Origin of the sequence: Pseudomonas triticicola (assembly GCF_019145375.1) — a bacterium.
In the GTDB taxonomy this organism is placed as follows: domain Bacteria; phylum Pseudomonadota; class Gammaproteobacteria; order Pseudomonadales; family Pseudomonadaceae; genus Aquipseudomonas; species Aquipseudomonas triticicola.
The window spans coordinates 1,568,118-1,592,477 of sequence record NZ_JAHSTX010000001.1 but is presented as its reverse complement, the minus strand read 5'-3'; the positions used below and the strand labels follow the sequence as shown (position 1 = coordinate 1,592,477).

Sequence of the window (24,360 nt, the reverse complement as noted above, 5' to 3'; positions counted from 1 at the left end):
TCGCGAAAGCGTCCTGACATTAAACAAGTATCTTCCTGATTGACTTCCTATTCCCCAGACGCCTTCCTGGTCTTCTTCGCCGGCGCCGCCTTGCTGGTTGATTTGGCTTTGGACTTGGCCGGTGCCTTGCCGCCGAGGCTGCGTTTAAGCAGCTCGGTCAAGTCGATAACATCGGCAGTCTTGCGCTCTTCCTCGCCAGTGGCGGTCTCGACGTCCTCGATCTTGCCTTCATGGGCTTTCTTCTCGACCAGCGCCATGATCTTGTCTTCGAACTCGTCCTTGTAGTCCTCAGGCGTCCATTCCGAGGTCATGTCTTCGACCAGACGTTTGGCCATGTCCAGCTCGCCCTTGGCCAGTTGCGGTTTGGTCACTTCGCTGCCCAGCGCCAGCTCATCGAGGCTGCGCACTTCCTGTGGCCAGCGCAGTTTGACCAGAACCAGCGCCGACTCCAGCGGCATCAACGCGGCGAGGTATTGACGGGTATGCAGGACAACGCGGGCGAGGGCGACCTTGTTGGTTTTGCTCAGGGTTTCGCGCAGCAACGCGTAGACCTTGCCGCCGCGTTTGTCCGGTGCCAGGTAGTAGGGCGTATCGATGTTCTGCAGCGGAATCTGCTCGGCGTCGACAAACGAGAAAATATCGATGGTCTGCGTGGAAACCGGGTGCGCCGAGCGGATTTCTTCCTCGCTGAGCACCACATATCGGCCCTTTTCGTAGGCCACGCCTTTGACGATGTTTTCTTTGGTGACTTCCTTGCCGGTGACCTTGTTGATGCGTTTATAGCCCACCGGGTCCATGCTGCGGCTGTCGAGCCAATCGAAGTCCACGCCTTGGGACGATGTCGCTGAAACCAGCGCCACGGGGATGTGTACCAGTCCAAAACTGATTGCGCCTTTCCAGATTGCCCGAGCCATGACCTGTCCTCCGAGTGATGATCAGGTGACCCGTGGCGCGGCGAGAAAGTTTCCAGTGATTGCGCGGCCTCCAACGGTACGGTCAAGCCGTGTTACATGTTGTTTAAGGCACGAGGGTTAACAAATCCGAACCCACGGCGTAGCGTGGGCTCCAAGGCTCTAGTCCACGCACATCGAGAGGTATTTCCCATGAACCGGTTTCTGCTTGGCATCGCCGTCCTTGCCCTAAGTGGCGGTCTGGTTCATGCCGATGTCGTGCTGGCGCAAAGTCCCACGGGCAACAGCAACAATCCCTACAACAGCCCGATCCGCCGGGCCAATCCCAACAGCATGCAGGGCACCCAGCCCAGCGCTCCGCCCCTTCGCGGGCCGAACACCGTTCCCGTGCCACGTCAGCCAACCTTTGAAAATCGCGGTATCGGCAATGGCCAGCCAATTCGCTCGGTGCCGAGCAATCCGCCAACCTTCATTCCCAACCCGCCCCCACGGGGCACCGGCAGCAACCGTTGAACGGCAGGACTGATGTTCTGTCAGCCTTTCACACGAACAAAAGGAATCGTGCATGTTGCGTAAAACTCTCCTAGCCACCTGCTGCGCCGCCGCGCTGATCAGTGCCCCGGCCTTCGCCGCCGCGCCCAAGGAGCTGAAAAGCGAGCAGGGCATTCTTGAAGTCACCACCGTTGCCCAAGGTCTGGAACATCCGTGGGCGCTGGCGTTTCTGCCTGATCAGAAGGGCATGCTGGTGACCGAACGCCCGGGGCATCTGCGGGTCGTGAGCAAGGACGGCAAATTGTCAGAGCCGATCAGTGGTGTGCCACAAGTATGGGCCAAGGGCCAGGGCGGCTTGCTCGATGTGGTGCTGTCGCCGGACTTCAAGCAGGACCGCATGGTCTATCTGTCGTATGCCGAAGGCGGCGGTGAGGGCGGCAAGGCTGGCACGGCGGTAGGGCGCGGACGACTTTCCGAGGACCTGAAGACGCTGAAGGACTTCAATGTGATCTTCCGTCAGGAACCGAAATTATCGGTGAGCAACCACTTCGGCTCGCGGCTGGTGTTCGATCGCGACGGGTATCTGTTCATCACCCTCGGCGAAAACAATGATCGGCCGACTGCGCAGGACCTCGACAAGTTGCAAGGCAAGGTCGTGCGCATCTTCCCGGATGGCAAGGTGCCGGACGATAACCCTTTCGTCGGCCAATCCGGTGTCCGGCCTGAAATCTGGTCCTATGGTCTGCGCAACCCGCAGGGCGCGGCGCTCAATCCGTGGACTGGCACGCTGTGGGAGAACGAGCACGGGCCACGTGGTGGCGATGAAGTGAACATCATCGAGCGCGGCAAAAACTATGGCTGGCCGTTGGCGACCCATGGCATCAATTACTCGATGCAGCCGATTCCGGAGGCCAAGGGCAAAACTGCTGAAGGCACCGTGGCGCCACATCATGTCTGGGAAAAATCCCCCGGGGTTACCGGCATGGCGTTCTACGACGCCGATCGCTTCACCCCGTGGCAGCACAACGCGTTTATCGGCGCACTGGTGAGTCAGGAACTGATTCGCCTGCAGTTCGATGGCGACAAAGTCGTCCATGAGGAGCGTTTGCTGGGTGAGTTGAATCAGCGTATCCGTGACGTACGCCAAGGGCCGGACGGCTATCTGTATGTGCTGACGGATGAAGAGAATGGCTCGCTGTACAGGCTGGGGCTGAAATGATTGCGTGCGGTGAATGATCCGACGCCTTCGCGAGCAGGCTCGCTCCCACAGAAATGCAGTCTCCCTGTGGGAGCGAGCCTGCTCGCGAAGAGGCCCGCGCATCTTGCGCAGGCTCCGAGCAGTCCCGCATTTGGCCGAACCGCCGCCCCGTTGCCTTGTTATAGTTCGGGCCTTATTTCCCAGCCCGGTAAAGGATCACTGCCATGACTCAATACTCCGCCTTCAGCGTCGAACTGGCCGACAACATCGCGCATGTGCAGATCAATCGACCGGAAAAGATCAACGCAATGAACGCGGCGTTCTGGAGCGAGATTGTCGAGATCTTCCAATGGATCGACGATACCGACGAAGTCCGCGTGGTAGTCCTCAGCGGCAACGGCAAGCATTTTTCCTCCGGCATTGACCTGATGATGCTTGCCGGTGTCGCCAATGAACTGGGCAAGGACGTGGGCCGCAATGCGCGCCTGTTGCGGCGCAAGATCCTCAATCTGCAAGCCTCGTTCAACGCCGTCGACAACTGCCGCAAACCGGTGCTTGCTGCGATTCAGGGCTACTGCCTGGGCGGGGCGATCGATCTGATCTCGGCTTGTGATATGCGTTATGCCGCCGAGGACGCGCAATTTTCCATCAAGGAAATTGACATCGGCATGACCGCTGACGTCGGTACGCTGCAACGGTTGCCGCGAATCATCGGAGACGGCATGCTGCGTGAACTGGCTTACACCGGTCGCACCTTTGGCGCCGAGGAAGCACGCAGCATGGGCCTGGTCAATCGCGTCTACGGCGACAAGGACACACTGCTGGAAGGCGTGTTCGGCATTGCCCGTGACATCGCTGCGAAGTCGCCGATTGCCGTGACCGGCACCAAGGAAATGATCAGCTACATGCGCGACCATCGCATCGACGATGGTCTCGAATACGTTGCCACCTGGAACGCCGCCATGTTGCAATCCACCGATCTGCGCGTGGCCATGGCCGCCCACATGAGCAAACAGAAACCCGAATTTCTGGATTGAGTTAACCATGACCTCTCGCTGGACCACTGCAGTACTCGACACCGATCAACCCGGCGGCTGGGCCGTAGCGCGCAGCCCGGAAGGCTTTCTGTTCGATGACAACGGCGCACTGTTCCCGCGCGAGTGGCTCAAGCGCCAGGACCTGTCGGTCCTCGCTGAGCATGGGATTGGTCATCTCGATGGCGAACCGGTCTATCTGCTCGAGTTGCGCAGCGTCAGCGATGTGCCCGGTTGCGGCTGGAAAGGCCTGCGAGCGTTCATGCTCGAAGGCGATCACACGCTGTACAAAGTGCTCGGCTATGCCGCTCAGATTGGCACTTGGGCGCGTGAGCATCGCTTCTGCGGCAACTGCGGCCAGCCGATGACGCAAGTCCCGCGCGAACGGGCGATGTATTGCCAGCCGTGCGAGCTGCGCAGTTATCCGCGCATTTCACCGAGCATGATCGTGCTGATCACCCGTGGCGACGAAATCCTTCTGGCGCGCTCGCCGCGTTTCGTCACCGGGGTTTACAGCACGCTGGCCGGCTTCGCCGAGCCGGGGGAATCAGCCGAGGATTGCCTGATTCGCGAAGTTCGCGAGGAAGTGCAGATCGAAGTGAAGAACATCCAGTACATCGGCAGCCAGTGCTGGCCGTTCCCGCATTCGATGATGCTCGGCTTCCATGCCGAATATGCCGGTGGCGAGATTGTCTGTCAGGAAGACGAGATCGAAGACGCCCAGTGGTTCAACGTGCACGAGTTGCCGCCGTTGCCAGCGTCGCGTTCGATTGCCCGTTACCTGATCGACGTCTATGTGGCGCGGCGCTTAGGCCACGCTGAACCAGTGCTGCCAGGCTAAGCGCACAGTCAAGCCGAGCACGACGGTGATGAACACCGGACGAATGAATTTGGCGCCGCCGCTGATCGCGGTGCGCGCGCCAAAGAAAGCCCCGATCATCACCGACAGGCCCATGCATAAGCCAATGATCCAGTCGACTTGTCCGGAGAAGATGAACACCGATAGCGCCGCAATGTTGCTGACAAAGTTCATGCTCCGCGCCACGCCGCTGGCCTTGACCAGGTCGATCGGGTACAGCAGCAGACTGCTCACGGTCCAGAACGCGCCCGTGCCGGGGCCGGCCACGCCATCGTAGAAGCCGAGGCTGAAGCCCTGGGTCGATTGCCATTTCTTTTTGATCGGCGCGTCGCTGTCCAGCGGCGCTTTCGGCGTGCCGCCAAACAGCAAATACAGGCCACAGGCGAAAACGATCACCGGTAGCATTTTGTTCAGCCACTCGGCCGGCAGGTAATGCGCAACCACCGCGCCAGTCAGCGCGCCGACCAGGGTGCCGACAATCGCGTGGGTCCACTGACGTGGGTGGAACAGTTTGCGCTTGTAGAAGGTGAAGCTGGCGGTCGCCGAACCGAACGTCGAGCTCAGCTTGTTGGTGCCCAGCACCAGATGCGGCGGTAAACCAGCGGTCAGCAGCGCCGGCGTGGTCAACAGACCACCACCACCAGCAATGGCATCGATGAAACCGGCAAGGAAAGCAACAGCAGCCAGAATGGCCAGGGTGGTGAGGTCAACGCTGAGTTCGAAAGGCATGGAGTCGGCTTATTCGGCAAGGCGCAGAACGTGGGCTGCGGGGAGGGCGGTTATGTTACCTGTATCGAAGTGTTGCGGCGAGCCAGAGCATGCCGTCCTCAATTACAGTCTGGAATACGTTCCTGTGTAGGAGCTGCCGAAGGCTGCGATCTTCTGGGGCGCGTGGGAACGATCAAATCAAGATCAAAAGATCGCAGCCTTCGGCAGCTCCTACACAGGGGTGGGTTGGCTTTAGAGACCGAGTTCACTCAGTCCAGGATGATCATCCGGCCGGCGGCCCAGCGGCCAGTGGAATTTGCGCTCGCTTTCCTTGATCGGCATGTCGTTGATGCAGGCATAGCGCTGGAACATCAGGCCGTTGTCGTCGAACTCCCAGTTCTCGTTGCCGTACGAGCGGAACCAGTTGCCCGAATCGTCGTGCCATTCATAGGCATAACGCACGGCGATACGCGTATCGGAGTAGGCCCAGAGTTCTTTGATCAAGCGATAATCCAGTTCCTTCGCCCATTTGCGCGTCAGAAACGCCTTGGCCTCTTCGCGGTTGTTGGCGAACTCGGCGCGATTGCGCCACTTGGTATCGAGGGTGTAAGCGAGCGAAACCTTTTCCGGATCACGGCTGTTCCAGCCATCCTCGGCCAGACGCACCTTCTCGATGGCTGACGCATGGTTGAATGGCGGTAATGGCGGACGTACCTGGGCTGCAGTCGACATGTTCAATCTCCTGATTCATTTAATGTATGAACAACAAGTCCGGCTTATTAAGAGTTACAGGCCCAATAACTTTCGCGCCATGCATTGCGCATTATCGGCGGCACTGTGATCACCCATCACAAGCGCTACGGTAATGGCGCCTTCAATCAGGATCAGCAACTGTCTGGCCAATAGTTGCGGTTCCTCGGCACCATATTCGGTACACAGCTTGCTCACGTAGTCGAGCAGCTTCTGTTTATGTTCTTTGGCCACCAGCCGCACTGGATCCTGCGGATCACCGGTTTCGCCACTCGTGTTGATAAAGGCACAGCCGCGAAAGCCTTCCGAGTCGAACCAGCCCTTGAGCACGGTAAACAGGTTGAGCAGGCGATCGGTCGGGGTTTCGGCCTGATCGACAGCATGCGTGAACCAGTGCATCCAGCAAACATCGCGCCGCTGAAGGGCCGCGACCACCAGCTCGTCCTTGTCGGCAAAGTAACGGTAGATGCTTTTTCTGGAGACGCCGGCGGTCTTCACCAGAAGATCCATGCTGGTGGCAGCGATGCCACTTTTGTAGATCAACTTTTCGGTGACATCCAGAATTATGTCGCGTGTGTCATTGCTGATTGATTCGTTCATGTGGCGAACAGTAGAACGAGTGTTCTCCTTGGTCAAGCGAATTTCTTCAGCGTGTGTGAAAACGCTTTCGCGAGCACGCCCGCTCCCACAGGGGAATGCATTTCAACGGTGGGAGCGAGCCTGCTCGCGAAGGGGCCATTACGGACACTGACAAGACCCGGCGCAGACGATGGTGTAAGCTCGCAAACTCTTCGGAATCGAACCTTGCGAGCCTTATGCCGTTGCTTTTCAAACGTTCTCTGCTGCCTAAACTGCGCAGCTTCGCGCTGACCGCCGAGGCGGTGAGCATTCTGTCCAGTGCTGCCGAATTCCGACGCTGCCTGCTCGAGCAAATCGCCGCAGCGACCCAGCGCATCTACATCGTCGCGCTGTATTTGCAGCAGGACGAAGCCGGTCAGGAAATCCTCGATGCCCTGCACGCGGCCAAGCTCAAGCGGCCCGAGCTGGAAATCGCCGTGGTGGTCGACTGGTTGCGCGCCCAGCGCGGTTTGATTGGCGCCGGTAAGCAGCCGGGCAACGCCGCCTGGTATCAGGACATGACCCGCACGCACCAGAGCGAAGTGCCGATCTACGGCGTGCCGGTGCAGACCCGCGAGCTGTTCGGCGTGTTGCACCTTAAAGGCTTCGTGATCGACGACAAGGTGGTCTACAGCGGCGCGAGCCTGAACAACGTCTACCTGCACAAACTCGACAAGTACCGCTTCGACCGTTACCACGTGCTGCACAGTCGCGAGCTGGCGGATTCGATGCATCACCTGGTCAAGCACGGCCTGATCGAATCAAGAGCCGTGCACCGCCTCGACCTGCCCAACCTGCCGACTACCCGCAGCCTGCGCAACGACATCGGCGACCTGCGCAGCCGTCTCAAATACGCGACTTACGACACCGGCGCCGGCAGCACCAGCCGTGAAGGGCTGTCGGTCACGCCACTGCTCGGCGTCGGCAAGAACAACCCGCTGAACCGGGCGATTCTCGAACTGATTGCCAGCGCGCAAAAGCAGCTGACCATTTGCACGCCGTACTTCAACCTGCCACTGGGCGTGATTCGTGAGATCAACCGCGCGCTGGCCCGTGGCGTGAAGATCGATATCGTGGTCGGCGACAAGACAGCCAATGACTTCTACATTCCGCCGAGCGAGCCATTCAAGGTGATCGCCGCGCTGCCGTATCTGTACGAAATCAGCCTGCGCCGCTTCGCCAAACGCCATCAGCACAGCATCGACAGTGGCCAGTTGAACCTGCACCTGTGGCGCGACGGCGACAACACCTATCACCTCAAGGGCATGTGGATCGATCAGCGCTACACCTTGCTGACCGGCAACAACCTCAACCCACGGGCGTTCCGCCTGGATCTGGAAAACGCGCTGCTGATTGACGATCCGAAAGGCGAATGGCTGGAGCCACGGGCGAAAGAGCTGGAAAACATCTTCCGCCATACCACGCGGATCGACAGTTTCCAGACCCTGGAGACACTGCCGGATTACCCGGCAGGGGTGGCGAAGTTTCTCAAGCGGGTGAGTCGGGTGAGGATTGAGCGGTTGCTCTACCGGATTCTCTAGCGCGGCCTGAATTGCTTTCGCGAGCAGGCTCGCTCCCACAGGGAAATGCATTCCAACTGTGGGAGCGAGCCTGCTCGCGAAGGGGCCAGACCAGAGGCTAAAAATCAGTTCAGCCCCAACTGCCCGCGCATCATCGACAAATCCTCTGCCAAGGTATTCACCGGCCCGACCAGCGCTTTGCGGTCGTTGTCCTTGACCTTGTCATAGGTCTCAAACCCGCCATCCGCGGTCTTGTACTTGGCCAGTATCCTGTCGACCGTGGCGAAGTTCTTGTCGACTTTCGCTACGAACGCCTTGTCCTGCTGTTCGATCTGCGGACGGAACAGATCGACGATTTTCTTGGCGCCGTCGATATTGCCCTGGAAGTCATACAGGTCAGTGTGGCTGTAGCGGTCTTCCTCGCCGGAAATCTTCGTCGCCGCCACTTCTTCCAACAGCGCAGCAGCGCCGCCAACGACTTTCTCCGGCGGGAAGGTCAGGCCGGCCACACGGGTTTGCAGATCCTGCACGTCTTTGTTCAAACCGTCGGCCAATGCATCCAGGCCTTTGGTGGATTTCTCCGCGAACAACGAATATTCGATCCGGTGAAAGCCAGTGAAGTCTTCAGCCTTTACGCCTTTTTCGTGGTCGTCGACGCGCGAGTCGATGGACGCATCGAGATCGCTGAACAGCTCGGCGATCGGCTCGATCGACTCGTAATACACCCGCGTCGGCGCGTAGAGCTTCTGCGCGGTGGCGAGATCGCCTTTCTTCACCGCGTCGGTGAACTGCTGGGTGTGGCTGGCCAGTTCATCGAGCTTTTCGGTGACGTAAATCTTGTAATCCGACACCGGTCCCACCAGATCCAGCGGTGCGGTCGCGGCGAACGCCGCCAGCGGTGTGTTGAGCAAACCAAGGGTCAGCAATAACGCGAGTGGCGTCTTTTTCATGGGGCGGCTCCAGTGTCGGTTGGGTGTCATGCGGTTTTGTTCTGGGAGGTGGCAGCCAGTAACGAGCGACCGATGAAATCGTCATCGCCGGTAGCGCCGGGCAGGGTGAAGAAGTAACCGCCGCCGACCGGTTTGAGATATTCCTCAAGCGGCTCGCCATTGAGTCGGGTTTGCACGGTGATAAAGCCTTGTTCCAGGTCAGCCTGGTAACAGATGAACAGCAGGCCCATGTCGAGCTGGCCGTTTTTGTTGACGCCGTTGGAGTAGTTGAACGGCCGACGCAGGATCAGATTGGCCTGGGTCGCGGCCGTGCGCGGGTTGGCCAGACGAATGTGCGCATCGAGCCTGGTCAGTTTGCCGGCGGGGTCCTTGCTGTAATCCGGCACTTCGTTTTCCTTGTGGCCGCCGATGGGCGCGCCGCTGCTCTTGACCCGGCCGAGAATGCTTTCCTGCTCCTGCAACGGCGTGCGATCCCAGCGCTCGACGAAGTTGCGGATGATGCGCACCGCTTGATAACTACCGTGGGCAGCCCAGGCCGGTTCGTCACTGTCCGGTTGTACCCAGACAATCCGCTCCATGGCCTTGGCGTCGTTGGAATCGGGGTTGGCCGAGCCATCGCGAAAACCGAGAAAGTTGCGCGCCGACTGCGCCGGCACACCGGGTTTGGCCGGCGCTTGCGGCGGGACGCTGCCTTCCTGTTTCCAGCGCACCAGCAGCAGGTCGGGCAGGTTCTTGACGATGTCGCGCAGGGCGTGAATGTTGGTGTCGGCGGTGTTGGCGCAGAACTGCAGACTCAGATCGCCATGGCAGCAGTCGGCGTCCAGCGCATCGTTGGGAAAGCCGACCATGCGTTGCAGACGCTTGGGCTTTGCCGCCGCCAGACCGAAGCGCTCGTCGAACAGCGAATCGCCGACAGAGACGGTGATGGTCAGGTTGTCCGGGGTGACCACCGGGCCGAGGATGCCGGAGTCCAGCGGTGGCAGTTTCGGGTCAACCTGCGCGACCGGGCCGCCCTTCATCAAAAACGCGATGCGTTCGTTGAGGGTGCGGAACAGCCGCTCGAGATCTTCGCGATCAGAGGCCAACACATCAAACGCCACCAGCATCCCGGAGGCCGGGCGCGGTGTGACGATGCCGGTCTGGTGCACACCGTGGAAGTCGTGGCGGTCTTCGGTCTTGTCGCTGCTCGGCGCTTCGGTGACTTGCGCAGGCTGCGCGGCCATGGCCGGGCAGCTCAGCGCCGATCCGGCAAGGGCGACACCGGCGGCGCCCATGCCCATCAGCACGCGACGTCGTTGCAGGTTGAGAGGTTCTGAATCGTTCATCTGTCGTGGTCTTCTGCTTACAGGCCGGAAAGGCCCAGGGCGGGGTCGATGCCATCCATTGCCGCGGCCAGAGCCTTGGCTTTGGTGGCGATCTGCTGGCGTTGCGCAGCGGTCACGGCGTCGTAACTGACGTAGCCATCGGCGGATTTGAACGCGTTGAGCTGGTTGTCGAAGTCACTCATGGCCTGGTCGACATTCGCCAACACGTCAGCGGAGGATTTGCTCAGCATCGGGCGCAACAGGTCGACGACCTTGCGCGCGGTCTGCGCGTTGGCGGCGAAACCGTTGAGATCGCTGTGGCTGTAGCGTTCTTCCTCGCCGCTGCCGGCGCGCACCTCGGCGAGGCTGTTGAGGTTGCGCACGACGATGCCCACCAGTTGCTCCGGCGGCAGTGACTGCGCGAGCAACTGTTGCTTGAGGGTGGTGACATCTGCGAGCAAGCGCTGGGCAATAGGCATGACATCGTCGAGATTGCGCTGCTGGAACAGCGCGTATTCGAGGCGATGGAAACCGACAAAGGCCGGATCCTGCTCGCGCTTTTCGAAATAATCGGCGCGGGCATTGATCTGATTGTCCAGCTCGGCCAGGCGCTGCGCCGCCGGCGCCAGACGCTGATAAGCGGCACGCGCCGGCAGGTACAACGCTTGCGCCTGCGCCAGATCGCCACTGGCGATCGCCTGATTCAGCGCCGTCGCCGCTTTGATCAACGCGCTGCCCTGAACGGCCAGATACACGCGAAATTCCGACAGCGGCCCGACGAAAGCCACCATCGACGGCTTGGCCTTGGCGGCGGCATCGGAAGCGGCCGTCGGTGTGACGTGCAAAGTGCCGCGCGGGTTGCTGAGCAAGCCGCAAGTGATCGCATAGTCGCCCGGTTGCAGGTTGGCGTTGATCACCTGGCTCAGGCCCGGCGCGATGTTTTCCCGCTCTTCGACCACCAGCACACCGTCGAGAATTTCCCACTCGACCGCACGCTCGGAGCGGTTGACGATGCGGAAACTGGCGCGGCCGGCCGGCACCGTCAGGGCATTCGGCTCGCAACTGTGTGGATGGATGTTGACGACGATTTCGTCGTGGTTGTGCTGACGCTTGGCGGCGGCCATGTTCGAGGCGTACCAGAACAGCCCGCCGGCGGCGACCATCAGCAGCACCGAGCCGGCCAGCGCCCAACGCAGGGCCGGAGGGGTTTGGGTAGTAGACATGAAGGGCCTTATTGGCTGGAAACGGAAGTGGTTGGCGTCGCCTGGCGAGGCGCGGGCATGAAGAACATCACCAGTGCCAGCAGCAGATAAATCAGGTACGCGCCCAAGGTGCTGACGGTCGGCGCATCCTGATAACCGAACATGCCGGCCAGCACCGAGCCCAGCGGGCCGTCCATCGGCAGCGTCGCGCTGAAGTCGAACAGCACCGTTTGCAGGTGATTCCACAGCCCGGCTTCATGCAGCGCCTGCACCGAGTTGGCGAGAATCCCGGCGGCGACCACGAGGATGAACAATCCGGTCCACTTGAAGAACGCCGAAAGATTGAGGCGCATGCTGCCGCTGTAGATCAGGAAACCGACGATCACCGCCAGGATCAGGCCGAGCAGGGCACCGATCGGCGCGCCCGGGCCTTCGCTCTGCTGGAACACCGCGAGCAGGAAGAACACCGTCTCCAGGCCTTCGCGAGCGACGGCGAAGAAGACCATGGCGATCAATGCAATCACCTGATGCCTGGATTGCGTCAGCGCCTGATCCATCGAGGCTTGCAGCGAGTGCTTGATAGACCGCGCGACCTTGCGCATCCAGAACACCATCGAACTGAGAATGCCCACCGCGACCAGACCGACCACTCCTTCGAACAGCTCCTGCTGCTTTTGCGGGAATTCAGCACTGACCAGTTCCAGGCCACCGCCGACCAGCAGGGCAAGGGCGGCGGCGAGGAAGACGCCGATCCATACGGTCGGCATCCATTGGCCACGGCCGGTCTGCTGCAAATAACTGGCAATGATGCCGACGATAAGCGCGGCCTCGATGCCTTCGCGCAACATGATCAAAAAGGGAACGAGCATTGGCGAGCCACAGCGATTTAGATAGGAGGCTAAGTTGTAACATAATGACACTCATTCCCAAATGGCATTCATTGACATTTAGCTGAACCTTAGCTGAACAACTGTGATTCTTGTGGGAGTGAGCCTGCTCGCGAATGCGGTATGCCTGTGACATTTGTTTATCTGACACACCGCGTTCGCGAGCAGGCTCGCTCCCACATTGGTCCTGCGGTGTAATCAGGAGCTGGGTTAAGATGCCCACCACCCAAAAAACAACAAGGCTCACCTCGCTCCATGGCGGAAAAAGACACCATTGCCATTCAACTGGTGCGCGAAGCGCTGCTGCAAAGTTGCGCCCCGGGCGCGGCGACGGATGAGGCGTTGACCAAGGTCGGCATCGATCCGGCTTTGTTAGCGGCCGATGAGGGCAGGGTGCCGGCCTCGCAATACGCCAGACTCTGGCGCCTGCTGGCACGACGCGGTGATGACGAGTTCTTCGGCATGGACCCGCGCCCGCTCAAGTCCGGCAGCCTGGCATTTTTGTGTCGCAGCGCAATGGCGCAACCGACGCTGGCGGCGGCGCTGGATACCGGTCTGACGTTCCTGTCGCTGATGCTGGAAAAACTGCCGGCGCAACTGGTGCATCAGCAGAGCCTGGCGGAAATCGTCCTGCTCGAAGACGACGCCGAACCGCGCCGCGCCTTTACCTATTTCACTTACTGGATGATCGTGCACGGCGTGGCGTGCTGGCTGGCCGGGCGGCGGATTCCGATTCTGGCGATTGAACTGCGCTGCGCCGAACCGGATTTCACTGATGACTATCGGGTGATGTTTTCGGAAAACCTGCGTTTCGAACGTCCGCGAACACGAATGATCTTTTCCGCCGATTGTCTTGATCTGCCGATCAAGCGCAGCGCTGAAGAACTCAAGCGCTTCCTGGCCCAGGCGCCGGCGAACATTCTGGTCAAGTACCGCGACCCCGACAGCCTGGCCAGCCGGATCAAGCACGATCTGCGGCAAGTGCCCGCGGCGCATTGGCCGGAAACCGAGGCGCTGGCTCAGCAACTGTGCATGTCCGCGTCGACATTACGCCGCCGTCTGGCCGAGGAAGGGCAGACCTATCAGGGCCTCAAGGACAGCGTGCGCAAGGAGCTGGCAATCACCTGGCTGGCAGAGCCCTCGATCAGTTTCGTCGAGATCGCTGCACGGCTGGGTTTTGCGGATGCCAGTTCGTTCTACAAGGCGTTTCGCAAGTGGTCCGGGTCGAACCCGGGGCATTACCGCACACTGATCCTCAATGAGGTGGTCTGACCCAACACCTTCGCGAGCAAGCTCGCTCCCACCCAGGGCCGCGTGACCATTCCCCTTAAAAGGCTTGGCCAAACCAGTCAGCCACTTTGATTACTTTGACCATTGCCCCAGGCCCCGCGCGGCGCGACTATCCCTGTGTTGTTTACGGTTCCCAGCCTAATAAAAACACCGAGGGATTCTGGCAATGCGCGATTACTTGTCTGCCACCGAACAGTTCAACTATCAGCACACCGTCGATGCGTCGCTCAGCGGCACGCTGGCAGCAGTCAACGCCTGCGTCGAATGTTGCGACCGCCATGCCTTGCCCGGGCGTATTGCGTTGTTCTGGGAAGGTCGCGACGGCTCAAGTGCGACTTACACCTTCACTGATCTGCAAGACAAAGCCGCGCGTTTCGCCAATTTCCTCCTCGCCCAGGGCGTGCAAAAGGGCGACAAGGTCGCCGGCCTGCTGCCGCGCAACGTCGAATTACTCATCACCGTGCTCGCCACCTGGCGCATCGGCGCGGTGTATCAGCCGCTATTCACTGCATTCGGGCCGAAAGCCCTCGAACATCGCCTGAACAGTTCCGGGGCGAAAGTCGTGGTCACCGACGCGGTCAATCGCCCCAAGCTCAATGAAGTCAGCGCATGCCCGTCCATCGTCACCGTTGGTGGCGCCAAAGGTCAGGGCATCGTTCGTGGTGATTTCAGTTTCTGGGCTGAGCTGGCCAACCATTCCAATGTTTGCGAACCGGTGTTACTGACCGGCGAAGACCCGTTCCTGCTAATGTTCACCTCGGGCACCACGGGGCCGGCGAAAGCGCTGTCAGTACCGCTCAAAGCCATCGTCGCTTTCCAGAGCTACACCCGTGATGCGGTGGACCTGCGCCCCGAAGACGCGTTCTGGAACGTCGCCGATCCGGGCTGGGCCTATGGCATCTATTTCGGCGTGACCGGGCCGTTGGCGCTGGGCCACCCGATTACCTTCTACGATGGCCCGTTCACCCTCGAAAGCACCTGCCGGGTGATCAACAAATATGGCATCACCAATCTCACCGGTTCGCCCACTGCCTATCGCTTGCTGATAGCCGGGGGAGAGGAGTTCGCCAGATCGATCAAGGGCAAACTGCGCATCGTCAGCAGCGCCGGTGAGCCGCTGAACCCGGAAGTGATCCGCTGGTTCGCAGACAACCTCGAGGTGGTCATTCACGATCATTACGGCCAGACCGAACTGGGCATGGTGCTGTGCAACCACCACGGCCTCGAGCATCCGGTGCATGTCGGCGCCGCCGGTTTCGCTTCGCCGGGGCATCGCATCGTCGTGCTCGATGAGCAGTACAACGAACTCGGCGTCGGTCAGCCGGGCATTCTTGCCATCGACCGCCCGCAGTCGCCGATGTGCTGGTTCGGTGGCTACGAAGGCGCGCCGACCAAGGCCTTCGTCGGCAACTACTACCTGAGCGGCGACACCGTGGAGTGGAACCCGGACGGCAGCATCAGCTTCGTCGGCCGCAGTGATGACGTGATTACCACTTCGGGCTACCGCGTCGGCCCGTTCGACGTGGAAAGCGCGCTGATCGAACACCCGGCCGTGGTCGAGGCGGCGGTCGTCGGCAAACCCGACCCGGAACGCACCGAACTGGTCAAAGCCTTTGTCGTGCTGAGCGCGCAGTACCGCGCCGCGCCGGAGTTGGCCGAAGAACTGCGCCAACACGTGCGCAAGCGTCTGGCCGCGCATTCGTACCCGCGTGAAATCGAATTTGTCAGCGAGTTGCCCAAAACCCCGAGTGGCAAATTGCAGCGCTTTATCTTGCGCAACCAGGAAATCGCCAAGGCTCAAGAGGCCGCGGCGCACAACGTTTCAGCTTGAATCCAAGGAAACACCGTCATGCAGATCGAGAACAAGGTTTTTATCGTCACCGGCGGCGCCTCCGGCCTCGGTGCCGCCAGCGCTGAATTGCTGGTCAGTGCCGGCGCCAAAGTCATGCTGGTCGACATGAACGCCGACGCCGTCGCCGCGCAGGCCCAGCGCCTCGGTGCGCAAAGCGTGGTTGCCGACATCAGCAATGAGGCGGCTGCCGAAGCGGCGGTGCAAGCGACGATCGCTGCGTTTGGCAGCGTCAATGGCCTGGTCAATTGTGCCGGCATCGTCCGTGGCGAGAAGATCCTCGGCAAGAACGGCCCTCACGCGCTCAGCAGCTTTGCGCAAGTGATCAACGTTAACCTGATCGGCAGTTTCAACATGCTGCGTCTGGCCGCTGCGGCGATTGCCGAGAGCGAAGCTAATGCTGATGGCGAGCGTGGTGTGATCATCAACACAGCGTCGGTCGCAGCGTTCGACGGCCAGATTGGCCAGGCTGCGTACTCGGCATCCAAAGGCGCGATCGCCAGCCTGACCCTGCCTGCCGCCCGCGAACTGGCGCGCTTCGGCATCCGCGTGATGACCATCGCACCGGGCATTTTCGAAACGCCGATGATGGCCGGCATGACCCCGGAAGTGCGCGACTCACTGGCCGCCGGCGTGCCGTTCCCGCCACGGCTGGGCAAGCCCGCCGAATACGCCGCGCTGGTGCGCCACATCATCGAAAACAGCATGCTCAACGGCGAGGTGATCCGTCTCGACGGCGCCTTGCGCATGGCCGCCAAGTAAGGAGGATTAGTCATGACTATGTCCAATGATCCGATTGTTATCGTCAGCGCCGTCCGCACACCGATGGGCGGTTTTCAAGGTGAACTGAAAAGCCTCACCGCACCGCAACTCGGCGCGGCGGCGATCAAGGCTGCGGTCGAACGCGCCGGTGTCGCCAGCGACGCGGTTGATGAAGTGCTGTTCGGTTGCGTATTGCCCGCCGGCCTTGGCCAGGCGCCGGCACGTCAGGCTGCGCTGGGTGCCGGGCTGGATAAATCGACACGCTGCACCACGGTCAACAAGATGTGCGGCTCGGGCATGCAGACCACCATCATGGCCCACGACATGCTGCTTGCCGGCAGTGCCGATGTGGTGATTGCCGGCGGCATGGAAAGCATGTCCAACTCGCCGTACCTGCTCGATCGAGCCCGCGCCGGCTATCGCATGGGCCATGGCCGCGTGCTCGATTCGATGTTCCTCGACGGCCTCGAAGATGCTTACGACAAGGGCCGCCTGATGGGCACCTTCGCCGAGGATTGCGCCGAGGCCAACGGCTTCAGCCGCGAGGCGCAGGACGCTTTCGCCATTGCCTCGACCACCCGCGCGCAACAGGCGATCAAGGATGGCAGCTTCAAGGACGAAATCGTCCCGCTGACGGTGACCGTCGGCAAAGAGCAGGTGGTGATCAGCAACGATGAACAGCCGCCAAAAGCCAAACTCGACAAGGTTGCCTCGCTGAAACCGGCGTTCCGCGAGGGCGGCACGGTCACCGCGGCCAACTCCAGCTCGATTTCCGACGGCGCGGCGGCGTTGGTGCTGATGCGCCAGTCCCACGCGCAGCAACTGGGCCTCAAGCCGCTGGCGGTGATTCATGGCCACGCTGCGTTCGCTGATACCCCTGGGCTGTTTCCCACCGCACCGATTGGCGCGATCCACAAACTGGTGAAGAAGACCGGTTGGGCGCTGGATCAAGTGGATCTGTTTGAAGTGAACGAAGCGTTTGCCGTGGTCGGCATGGCGGCGATGACGCACCTGGAGATTCCCCACGACAAGCTCAACGTGCACGGCGGCGCCTGCGCGCTGGGCCATCCGATCGGTGCGTCGGGGGCGCGGATTCTGGTGACATTGCTCGCGGCGCTGCGGCAGAAACAACTCAAGCGCGGCATTGCAGCGATCTGCATTGGCGGCGGAGAGGCCACGGCGATGGCTGTGGAATGCGTTTACTGAAGGCATCCCCGATCAACTGTGGGAGCGAGCCTGCTCGCGAAGACGTCGTTTCGGCCGGCACATCCGTGACTGACACACCGCCTTCGCGAGCAGGCTCGCTCCCACAGGGTTCAATGTCGTACTCAGATTTCAAGGAATCACCATGATCCCCAACGAAGACCAAACCCAGATCCGCGACATGGCCCGGCAGTTTGCCGAGGAGCGGCTCAAGCCGTTCGCTGCCGCGTGGGATCGCGAGCACCGTTTCCCCAAGGAAGCCATCGCCGAGATGGCTGAGCTGGGCTTCTTCGGCATGCTCGTGCCGGAGCAGTGGGGCGGATGTGACACCGGCTACCTCGCGTACGCCATGGCCCTGGAAGAAATCGCCGCCGGCGACGGTGCCTGTTCGACGATCATGAGCGTGCACAACTCGGTCGGCTGCGTGCCGATTCTCAAGTTCGGCAATGACGATCAGCGTGAACGCTTCCTCAAACCGTTGGCCAGCGGCGCCATGCTCGGCGCCTTCGCGCTGACCGAACCGCAAGCCGGTTCCGATGCCAGCAGCCTGAAAACCCGCGCGCGGCTGGAAGGCGATCACTACGTGCTCAACGGCTGCAAACAGTTCATCACCTCCGGGCAGAACGCCGGCATCGTGATCGTGTTTGCCGTGACTGACCCGAGCGCCGGCAAGCGCGGGATCAGCGCCTTTATCGTGCCGACCGACTCGCCTGGCTACAAAGTCGCGCGGGTCGAAGACAAACTCGGCCAGCACGCCTCCGACACCTGCCAGATCCTCTTCGAAGATGTGAAAGTGCCGGTGGCCAATCGGCTGGGCGAGGAGGGCGAGGGCTACAAGATCGCCTTGGCCAACCTCGAAGGCGGCCGCGTCGGTATCGCCTCACAAGCCGTCGGCATGGCCCGCGCCGCGTTCGAGGCCGCGCGTGATTACGCCCGCGAGCGTGACACCTTCGGCAAGCCGATCATCGAGCATCAGGCCGTGGCGTTCCGCCTGGCGGACATGGCCACGCAAATTGCCGTCGCCCGGCAAATGGTGCATTACGCCGCAGCCTTGCGCGACAGCGGCCAACCGGCGCTGGTCGAGGCGTCGATGGCCAAGCTGTTCGCTTCGGAAATGGCCGAGAAGGTCTGTTCCATGGCCTTGCAAACCCTCGGTGGTTACGGTTACCTCAACGACTTCCCGCTGGAACGCATCTACCGCGACGTGCGCGTCTGCCAGATCTACGAAGGCACCAGCGACATTCAGCGCATGGTCATTTCGCGCAATCTCTGACAAGGAATTTTATTCATGACTTACGAAACGATTCTGCTGGAAACCCGCGACCGCGTTGGCCTGATCACCCTCAACCGGCCGCAGGCACTAAACGCGCTCAATGCGCAACTGGTCAGCGAAGTGAACCACGCCCTCGATACGCTGGAAGCCGATGCGCACATTGGCTGCGTCGTCCTCACCGGTTCGAAAAAAGCTTTCGCCGCCGGCGCCGACATCAAGGAAATGGCTGAGCTGACCTATCCGCAGATCTACATGGATGATCTGTTCAACGACAGCGATCGCGTCGCCAACCGGCGCAAGCCGATCATTGCGGCGGTCAATGGTTTCGCCCTCGGCGGCGGCTGTGAACTGGCGCTGATGTGCGACTTCATCCTGGCGGGCGACAACGCCAGATTCGGCCAGCCGGAAATCAACCTCGGCGTGCTGCCGGGCATGGGTGGCACCCAGCGCCTGACCCGCGCGGTGGGCAAAGCCAAGGCCATGGAAATGTGCCTGAGCGGGCGCATGATCGACGCGGTGGAAGCCGAGCGCTGCGGCATCGTCGCGCGCATCGTGCCAAGCGATGAATTGCTGGATGAGGCGCTGAAAGTTGCAGCGGTGATCGCTGGCAAGTCACTGCCGATTGCGATGATGATCAAGGAGAGTGTCAACCGCGCGTTCGAGGTCAACCTGACCGAAGGCGTGCGTTTCGAGCGTCGAGTGTTTCATGCGGCGTTTGCGACGCAGGATCAGAAGGAAGGGATGGCGGCGTTTATTGCCAAGCGTGAGGCTGAATTCCAAGGCAAATAGATGCGGTGCCTCAGCTGACGCTTTCGCGAGCAGGCTCGCTCCCACAGGGATCTCCACCGTCCACTGTGGGAGCGAGCCTGCTCGCGAAGCTTTTAAAGGCCCAGCCACTGGCGCTAGTCTGTTGACCTTTGCACATCAAGAGCGGAGGTCAACATGCGTATCGGATTTATCGGGCTGGGTTCCATGGGCAAGGGCATGGCTGCCAATCTGCTCAGGGCCGGCCATGAAGTGCGGGTGTGGAACCGCAGCCTGCCTGCCGTCGAACAACTGGTCAGGCAGGGCGCGACGGCGGCCGGCGATCCCGGCGAAGCCTTCGATGCCGAAGTGCTGATCAGCATGCTCGCCGACGACGCGGTGACCCGCGCCGTGCTGATCGACAGCGGCGCGTTGGCCTCAAGCAAACCGGGGCTGATTCACCTGAGCATGGCCACCCTGTCGGTCGAGTTCATCGAGGAACTGGCAGTGCTGCATGAAAGCGTCGGCGCCCAACTGATTGCCGCCCCGGTATTCGGACGCAACGATCTGGCCGAGGCCGGCAAGCTCAACATCGCCGTCGGCGGCCCGGCCACCGCGATTGCCCGGGTCCAGCCGCTGCTGGATGTGATGGGCCAGAAAACCTGGCCGATGGGTGAAGACCCAGTCAACGCCGCCATCCTCAAGATCGCCACCAACATGATGCTGATCAGCGCCATCGAAGCCACCGGCGAAGCGATGGCGTTGACTCAGAGTTATGGCGTGGGCAATAGCGATTTTGTCGAGTTCATCACCAACACCCTGTTCGCGGCGCCGGCCTATAAGGTTTACGGGCCGAAGATTGCCGCGCGGGAGACGGAGGGGGCGGGGTTTACCTTGCGCCTGGGGTTGAAGGATGTTGGCCTAGCGTTGAAGGCCGGCGAGCCGAATCATGTGTCGTTGCCGGTGGCCAGTGTGTTGCGCGACAACTTGCTGGATGCGGTGGCATTGGGTGAGGGCGAAAGTGATCTGGCGGCGTTGGGGGTGAGGGCGATCCGGCGTTCGGGGCAGGAATAGGGTGTGAAGCCGTCAAAAGCCCCTCACCCTAGCCCTCTCCCGGAGGGAGAGGGGACTGACCGCGTGATATGGGCGAATTACGCCGACCTGAAAGGTTGCCGCTGAATCCGTAACCGACTCTGATCTGGTCAAACGATACTGGACACGGTTTTAGGGTTTAGGTCATTTCTCATGCTGCCAAGGCTTCCATTGCTACCGGAGTCCGATATCCGTTGTGACTGTGCAGCCTGATCCGATTGTAATAATGGGTCAGGTAGCGCAACACATCGGTACTAGCCTCATCTTCGTTTCGGTAGCCAGCCTTGGGTATCCATTCAGATTTCAAACTGCCAAAGAAACGCTCCATCGGGGCGTTATCCCAGCAGTTTCCTCGTCGACTCATGCTTTGTTTTATGCGCATGTCCGCCAGCATTTGACGAAATACTTTACTGCTGTAATGACAGCCCTGATCCGAATGGAACATTAGGTTTTCAGGGCGTCCTCGCGACTCGAAAGCCATCTTTAACGCTCGACAGGTCAGAGCTGAATCCGGACTTCTGGACATCGCCCAGCCGACGATGCGCCGGGCATGCAGATCAAGTACAGCAGCCAGATAAACCCATTAAGTACCGGCCCAAATGTAAGTCACGTCGCCACACCACACTCGATTGGGGGCCTCGACATTGAATTTACGCTCCAAATGATTGGGGGCGTATTGCGCCTCCGCACCGCTGGGTTTGTAACGATGCCTGCGCCGTTGCTGGCTCTTCAACCCGAGCTCGCGCATCAGGCTACGAGCCATGTAACGACCCACCGACTCTTTTTCGTTACACAACGCCTTTGCCAAGCTGCGCGCGCCCATTGATCCACGACTTTGCTCATGTAATTCAGCAGCCTTGATCTTAAGGCGATCGCGCTCGACATCCACGTTTGTCCGCTGTTTCAGACGCTCGTAATAACTGCTGCGGTTGATTCCAAATACAACGCACAACTCGGATCTTGAATATTGCTCGCTTAACTCCTCGACCAGCCTTACCGATCGAGGGAATCCGACATCAAGAGAGCTGTAGCCTTTTTTAAAATTTCCTTCTCACGCTCAATCCGTCGAATTGTTGCTTCCAGTTCCTGGATGCGTTGTTGGTCAACGGTCATGGCTTTGGACTTCTCAGGCGTCTTGCCGCTGCGCTCCGCGCGCAACTGCTCAACCCAGCGGCGTAGAGCTGTAGGGCCCACACCCATTGCTTCGCAGGCTTCACTCACCGAATAGTCTTTATCCAAAACCAGGCAAGCCGCATCCCGTTTGAAATCTGTCGAAAAATATCGTCTGGTCATATCACACCTCGTAGCTGGGCGTAGATTACCGCCCTTTAGAGGTGTCCAGAATCATTAAGCCAGATCACTCGGTCGGCTCCCTCTCCCTGGGGAGAGGGCTGGGGTGAGGGGAAGGGCCAACGCCATTACAGTTGATAGTTCTTCAAATCCCGCGCAATCACCATCCGCTGTATCTCGCTCGACCCTTCATAGATCTGGGTAATCCGCGCGTCGCGGTAGTACTTCTCGACCGGGTAATCCTCCAGATAGCCATAGCCGCCATGGATCTGGATCGCCGACGAACAGACCTTCTCGGCCATTTCCGAAGCAAACAGCTTGGCCTGCGAAGCCTCGGACAAGCATGGTTTGCCCGCCGTGCGCAGCCGCGCTGCATGGAGGATCAGCAACCGTGCGGCGTTGATCTGCATGTGCATGTCAGCCAGCAGATTGGCAATGCTCTGGTGCTCGATGATCGGCTTGTCGAATTGCACGCGATCCTTCGAATAGGCCAGCGCCGCTTCAAACGCTGCCCGGGCGATACCCAATGCCTGCGCGGCGATGCCGATGCGTCCGCCTTCAAGGTTGGACAGGGCAATCGCCAGGCCTTTGCCACGCTCGCCGAGCAGATTGGCCTCGGGGATGCTGCAGTTGTTCAGCGTCACCGCGCAGGTGTCGGAAGCACGGATGCCCATCTTGTGTTCGGTGCGATCGACGATGAAACCCGGCGTGTCGGTCGGCACCAGAAACGCCGAAAGTCCTTTCTTGCCCAGCTCCGGGTCGGTCACCGCAAAGACGATCGCCAGTTTTGCCCGTTTGCCATTGCTGACAAATTGCTTGGCGCCGTTGATCACCCACTGGCCGTCGCGCAATTCGGCACGGGTGCGCAGGTTGTGCGCTTCTGAACCGGCCTGGGGTTCAGTCAGGCAGAAGCAACCGATGGTCTGCCCACTGGCCAGATCGGCCAGCCAGGTTTGCTTCTGTTCGGCGCTGCCGTAGTTGAGCACCGGGCCGCAGCCGACCGAGTTGTGGATGCTCATGAACGCGCCGGTCGCGCCATCGCCGGCGGAAATTTCCTCAACCGCCAGGGCATAGGCGACGTAATCGACGTAGGTGCCGCCCCATTCCTCGGGCACGACCATGCCGAGCAGGCCCAGCTCGCCCATCTTCGCCACCAGGGCGTCGTCGATCCAGCCAGCCTTTTCCCAGGCCTGGGCGTGGGGCGCGATTTCGCCACGGGCAAAATCCCGGGCCATGTCGCGGATCATCACTTGTTCTTCAGTCAGTTCGAGATCGTGCATGACTCAGCTCCCGCTCTCATCAAAACCATGGAAGAAGCTCGCAACCTGCGCAGCGTCCAGCTCAGCGACGGTCGGCGGGTTCCAGCGCGGTGACTTGTCCTTGTCGATCAACAGGGCGCGCACGCCTTCGATCAGGTCGCCACGGGCAAACCACTGGCGGTCCAGATGCAGCTCCAGCGCAAAGCAATTCTCCAGACTCAAATGTCTGCCGCGACGGAGCATTTCCAGGGTTACGGCCATGGCCAGCGGCGAGCGGGTTTCCAGCAGATCCGCCGTGGTGACCGCCCATTCGTGGCTGTCGGCGACAGTGACGGCGCGCAATTGCTCGATCATGCTCGGCACGTCGGGCAGGGCGAAGAAGTGGTCGATGGCCGGGCGCAACGCTTGGAGGGGCGCATCGGGCAGGGTTTGCACGGCGTGCTTGGCCAGCAGGTTCTGCAGCGACTTCAGCGGCGTGTCCTGCCACTCCATCTGATCGAGTTTTTCGTCGAGCAGGGCCAGTTTGCTGCTGTCCAGATACCAGTCGGCGAGGCCGCAGTACAGCGCATCGGCCGCGCGAATCTGCACGCCGCTGACCCCCAGATAAATCCCCAGTTCACCGGGAATGCGTGGCAGGAAGTAACTGCCGCCGACGTCCGGGAAATAACCGATGGCCACTTCCGGCATCGCCAGACGGCTCTTCTCGGTGACCACGCGCAGATCGGCGCCTTGCACCAGGCCCATGCCGCCGCCGAGGACAAAACCGTCCATCAGGGCCAGCACCGGTTTGCGGTAGTGATGAATCGTCAGGTCGAGGGCGTATTCCTCGACGAAGAAATCTTCGTGCAGCGTGTCGCCGCTCTTGTAGCTGTCGTACAGCGAACGAATATCACCGCCGGCGCAGAAAGCCTTTTCACCAGCGCCGCGCAATATCACTGCGTGCACATCGGCGTCAGACGCCCAGGCATCGAGCTGCTGTTGCAGCAGACGCACCATGTCCAGAGTGATTGCATTAAGGCCCGCAGGGCGGTTGAGGGTCAGGTGGCCGATATGATTGCGCACCTCGGCCAGCACGTCGTTTGGTATGGCATCCATGGACGGGGTCCGCCGGGATGAAGCCTGAGCTGTCATCTGTAACTCCCTGCTTTTATTGTCTTTATTCGAA

Annotated in this window: 22 protein-coding genes and 1 pseudogene; 12 read left to right on the top strand and 11 right to left on the bottom strand. The window is 60.6% G+C overall.

Annotated elements, in window-relative coordinates; genetic code table 11:
- Positions 1-47: 47 nt before the first annotated feature.
- Positions 48-914, bottom strand: a complete 867-nt coding sequence (ku, locus tag KVG85_RS07180) for a non-homologous end joining protein Ku (protein WP_217863410.1) — start codon at positions 912-914, stop codon at positions 48-50.
- Between the two features lie 189 nt (positions 915-1,103).
- Between ku and KVG85_RS07175 the strand changes: the two genes are divergently transcribed.
- The 4 genes from KVG85_RS07175 (at position 1,104) to nudC (ending at position 4,476) form a co-directional block, all read left to right on the top strand.
- Positions 1,104-1,424: a hypothetical protein gene (locus KVG85_RS07175; RefSeq protein ID WP_217863409.1), complete on the top strand. Its 321-nt coding sequence runs from the start codon at positions 1,104-1,106 to the stop codon at positions 1,422-1,424.
- A gap of 52 nt (positions 1,425-1,476) precedes the next feature.
- Positions 1,477-2,622, top strand: coding sequence for a PQQ-dependent sugar dehydrogenase (locus KVG85_RS07170; RefSeq protein WP_217863408.1), 1,146 nt, complete (start codon positions 1,477-1,479; stop codon positions 2,620-2,622).
- A gap of 203 nt (positions 2,623-2,825) precedes the next feature.
- A complete protein-coding gene (locus tag KVG85_RS07165; RefSeq protein ID WP_217863407.1) occupies positions 2,826-3,638 on the top strand; it encodes a crotonase/enoyl-CoA hydratase family protein in 813 nt (270 codons plus the stop codon).
- Between the two features lie 7 nt (positions 3,639-3,645).
- Positions 3,646-4,476: an NAD(+) diphosphatase gene (gene nudC, locus KVG85_RS07160; protein ID WP_217863406.1), complete on the top strand. Its 831-nt coding sequence runs from the start codon at positions 3,646-3,648 to the stop codon at positions 4,474-4,476.
- Here nudC and KVG85_RS07155 read toward each other — a convergent pair.
- The 3 genes from KVG85_RS07155 to KVG85_RS07145 form a co-directional block, all read right to left on the bottom strand.
- Positions 4,444-5,223, bottom strand: a complete 780-nt coding sequence (locus KVG85_RS07155) for a TSUP family transporter (RefSeq protein WP_217863405.1) — start codon at positions 5,221-5,223, stop codon at positions 4,444-4,446. The two genes, nudC and KVG85_RS07155, sit on opposite strands and share 33 nt — an antisense overlap.
- Before the next feature lie 231 nt (positions 5,224-5,454).
- Positions 5,455-5,934, bottom strand: a complete 480-nt coding sequence (locus tag KVG85_RS07150; RefSeq protein WP_016774707.1) for a nuclear transport factor 2 family protein — start codon at positions 5,932-5,934, stop codon at positions 5,455-5,457.
- Positions 5,935-5,988: 54 nt separating this feature from the next.
- Entirely contained in the window at positions 5,989-6,552 is a 564-nt protein-coding gene (locus KVG85_RS07145) for a TetR/AcrR family transcriptional regulator (RefSeq protein WP_217863404.1), read from the bottom strand.
- 215 nt (positions 6,553-6,767) lie between these two features.
- On the opposite strand from KVG85_RS07145, the gene pssA reads away from it, so the two are divergent.
- Positions 6,768-8,111, top strand: coding sequence for a CDP-diacylglycerol--serine O-phosphatidyltransferase (pssA, locus tag KVG85_RS07140; protein WP_217863403.1), 1,344 nt, complete (start codon positions 6,768-6,770; stop codon positions 8,109-8,111).
- A 104-nt stretch (positions 8,112-8,215) separates the two neighbouring features.
- Here pssA and efeO (KVG85_RS07135) read toward each other — a convergent pair whose 3' ends face one another.
- Genes efeO (KVG85_RS07135) through efeU form a run of 4 tightly spaced genes read right to left on the bottom strand, consistent with a single transcriptional unit; the run spans position 8,216 to position 12,415 of the window.
- Positions 8,216-9,040: an iron uptake system protein EfeO gene (gene efeO, locus KVG85_RS07135; RefSeq protein ID WP_217863402.1), complete on the bottom strand. Its 825-nt coding sequence runs from the start codon at positions 9,038-9,040 to the stop codon at positions 8,216-8,218.
- Between the two features lie 26 nt (positions 9,041-9,066).
- Positions 9,067-10,365, bottom strand: a complete 1,299-nt coding sequence (gene efeB / locus KVG85_RS07130) for an iron uptake transporter deferrochelatase/peroxidase subunit (protein ID WP_217863401.1) — start codon at positions 10,363-10,365, stop codon at positions 9,067-9,069.
- A 17-nt stretch (positions 10,366-10,382) separates the two neighbouring features.
- Positions 10,383-11,567 carry an iron uptake system protein EfeO gene (gene efeO, locus KVG85_RS07125; RefSeq protein ID WP_217863400.1) on the bottom strand — a complete coding sequence of 395 codons (1,185 nt, stop codon included), beginning with the start codon at positions 11,565-11,567 and terminating at the stop codon, positions 10,383-10,385.
- A gap of 8 nt (positions 11,568-11,575) precedes the next feature.
- Positions 11,576-12,415 (bottom strand): iron uptake transporter permease EfeU, encoded by an 840-nt coding sequence (gene efeU, locus KVG85_RS07120; protein ID WP_217863399.1) that lies wholly within the window; start codon positions 12,413-12,415, stop codon positions 11,576-11,578.
- Positions 12,416-12,688: 273 nt separating this feature from the next.
- On the opposite strand from efeU, the gene KVG85_RS07115 reads away from it, so the two are divergent.
- The 7 genes from KVG85_RS07115 to KVG85_RS07085 all read left to right on the top strand — a co-directional run bounded on the left by KVG85_RS07115 (position 12,689) and on the right by KVG85_RS07085 (position 20,628).
- On the top strand, positions 12,689-13,705 hold the full coding sequence (locus KVG85_RS07115; protein ID WP_217863398.1) for an AraC family transcriptional regulator: 1,017 nt from the start codon (positions 12,689-12,691) through the stop codon (positions 13,703-13,705).
- 184 nt (positions 13,706-13,889) lie between these two features.
- Positions 13,890-15,554 (top strand): AMP-binding protein, encoded by a 1,665-nt coding sequence (locus tag KVG85_RS07110; RefSeq protein ID WP_217863397.1) that lies wholly within the window; start codon positions 13,890-13,892, stop codon positions 15,552-15,554.
- Positions 15,555-15,572: 18 nt separating this feature from the next.
- Positions 15,573-16,334: an SDR family NAD(P)-dependent oxidoreductase gene (locus KVG85_RS07105; protein ID WP_217863396.1), complete on the top strand. Its 762-nt coding sequence runs from the start codon at positions 15,573-15,575 to the stop codon at positions 16,332-16,334.
- A gap of 12 nt (positions 16,335-16,346) precedes the next feature.
- Positions 16,347-17,540 (top strand): acetyl-CoA C-acyltransferase, encoded by a 1,194-nt coding sequence (locus KVG85_RS07100; RefSeq protein ID WP_217863395.1) that lies wholly within the window; start codon positions 16,347-16,349, stop codon positions 17,538-17,540.
- Positions 17,541-17,682: 142 nt separating this feature from the next.
- Positions 17,683-18,810, top strand: a complete 1,128-nt coding sequence (locus tag KVG85_RS07095; protein ID WP_016774717.1) for an acyl-CoA dehydrogenase — start codon at positions 17,683-17,685, stop codon at positions 18,808-18,810.
- 15 nt (positions 18,811-18,825) lie between these two features.
- The gene (locus KVG85_RS07090; RefSeq protein ID WP_217863394.1) at positions 18,826-19,599 is read left to right on the top strand and encodes an enoyl-CoA hydratase; all 774 of its coding nucleotides are present in this window, start codon (positions 18,826-18,828) and stop codon (positions 19,597-19,599) included.
- Positions 19,600-19,752: 153 nt separating this feature from the next.
- Positions 19,753-20,628 carry an NAD(P)-dependent oxidoreductase gene (locus tag KVG85_RS07085; RefSeq protein WP_217863393.1) on the top strand — a complete coding sequence of 292 codons (876 nt, stop codon included), beginning with the start codon at positions 19,753-19,755 and terminating at the stop codon, positions 20,626-20,628.
- A 169-nt stretch (positions 20,629-20,797) separates the two neighbouring features.
- Here the strand turns inward: KVG85_RS07085 and KVG85_RS07080 are convergent.
- The 3 genes and pseudogenes from KVG85_RS07080 to KVG85_RS07070 all read right to left on the bottom strand — a co-directional run bounded on the left by KVG85_RS07080 (position 20,798) and on the right by KVG85_RS07070 (position 24,326).
- Positions 20,798-21,939, bottom strand: a pseudogene (locus KVG85_RS07080) (IS3 family transposase).
- 125 nt (positions 21,940-22,064) lie between these two features.
- Positions 22,065-23,216 (bottom strand): acyl-CoA dehydrogenase family protein, encoded by a 1,152-nt coding sequence (locus KVG85_RS07075; RefSeq protein ID WP_110600603.1) that lies wholly within the window; start codon positions 23,214-23,216, stop codon positions 22,065-22,067.
- Between the two features lie 3 nt (positions 23,217-23,219).
- Positions 23,220-24,326 (bottom strand): enoyl-CoA hydratase/isomerase family protein, encoded by a 1,107-nt coding sequence (locus KVG85_RS07070; RefSeq protein WP_217863392.1) that lies wholly within the window; start codon positions 24,324-24,326, stop codon positions 23,220-23,222.
- Between the last annotated feature and the right edge of the window lie 34 nt (positions 24,327-24,360).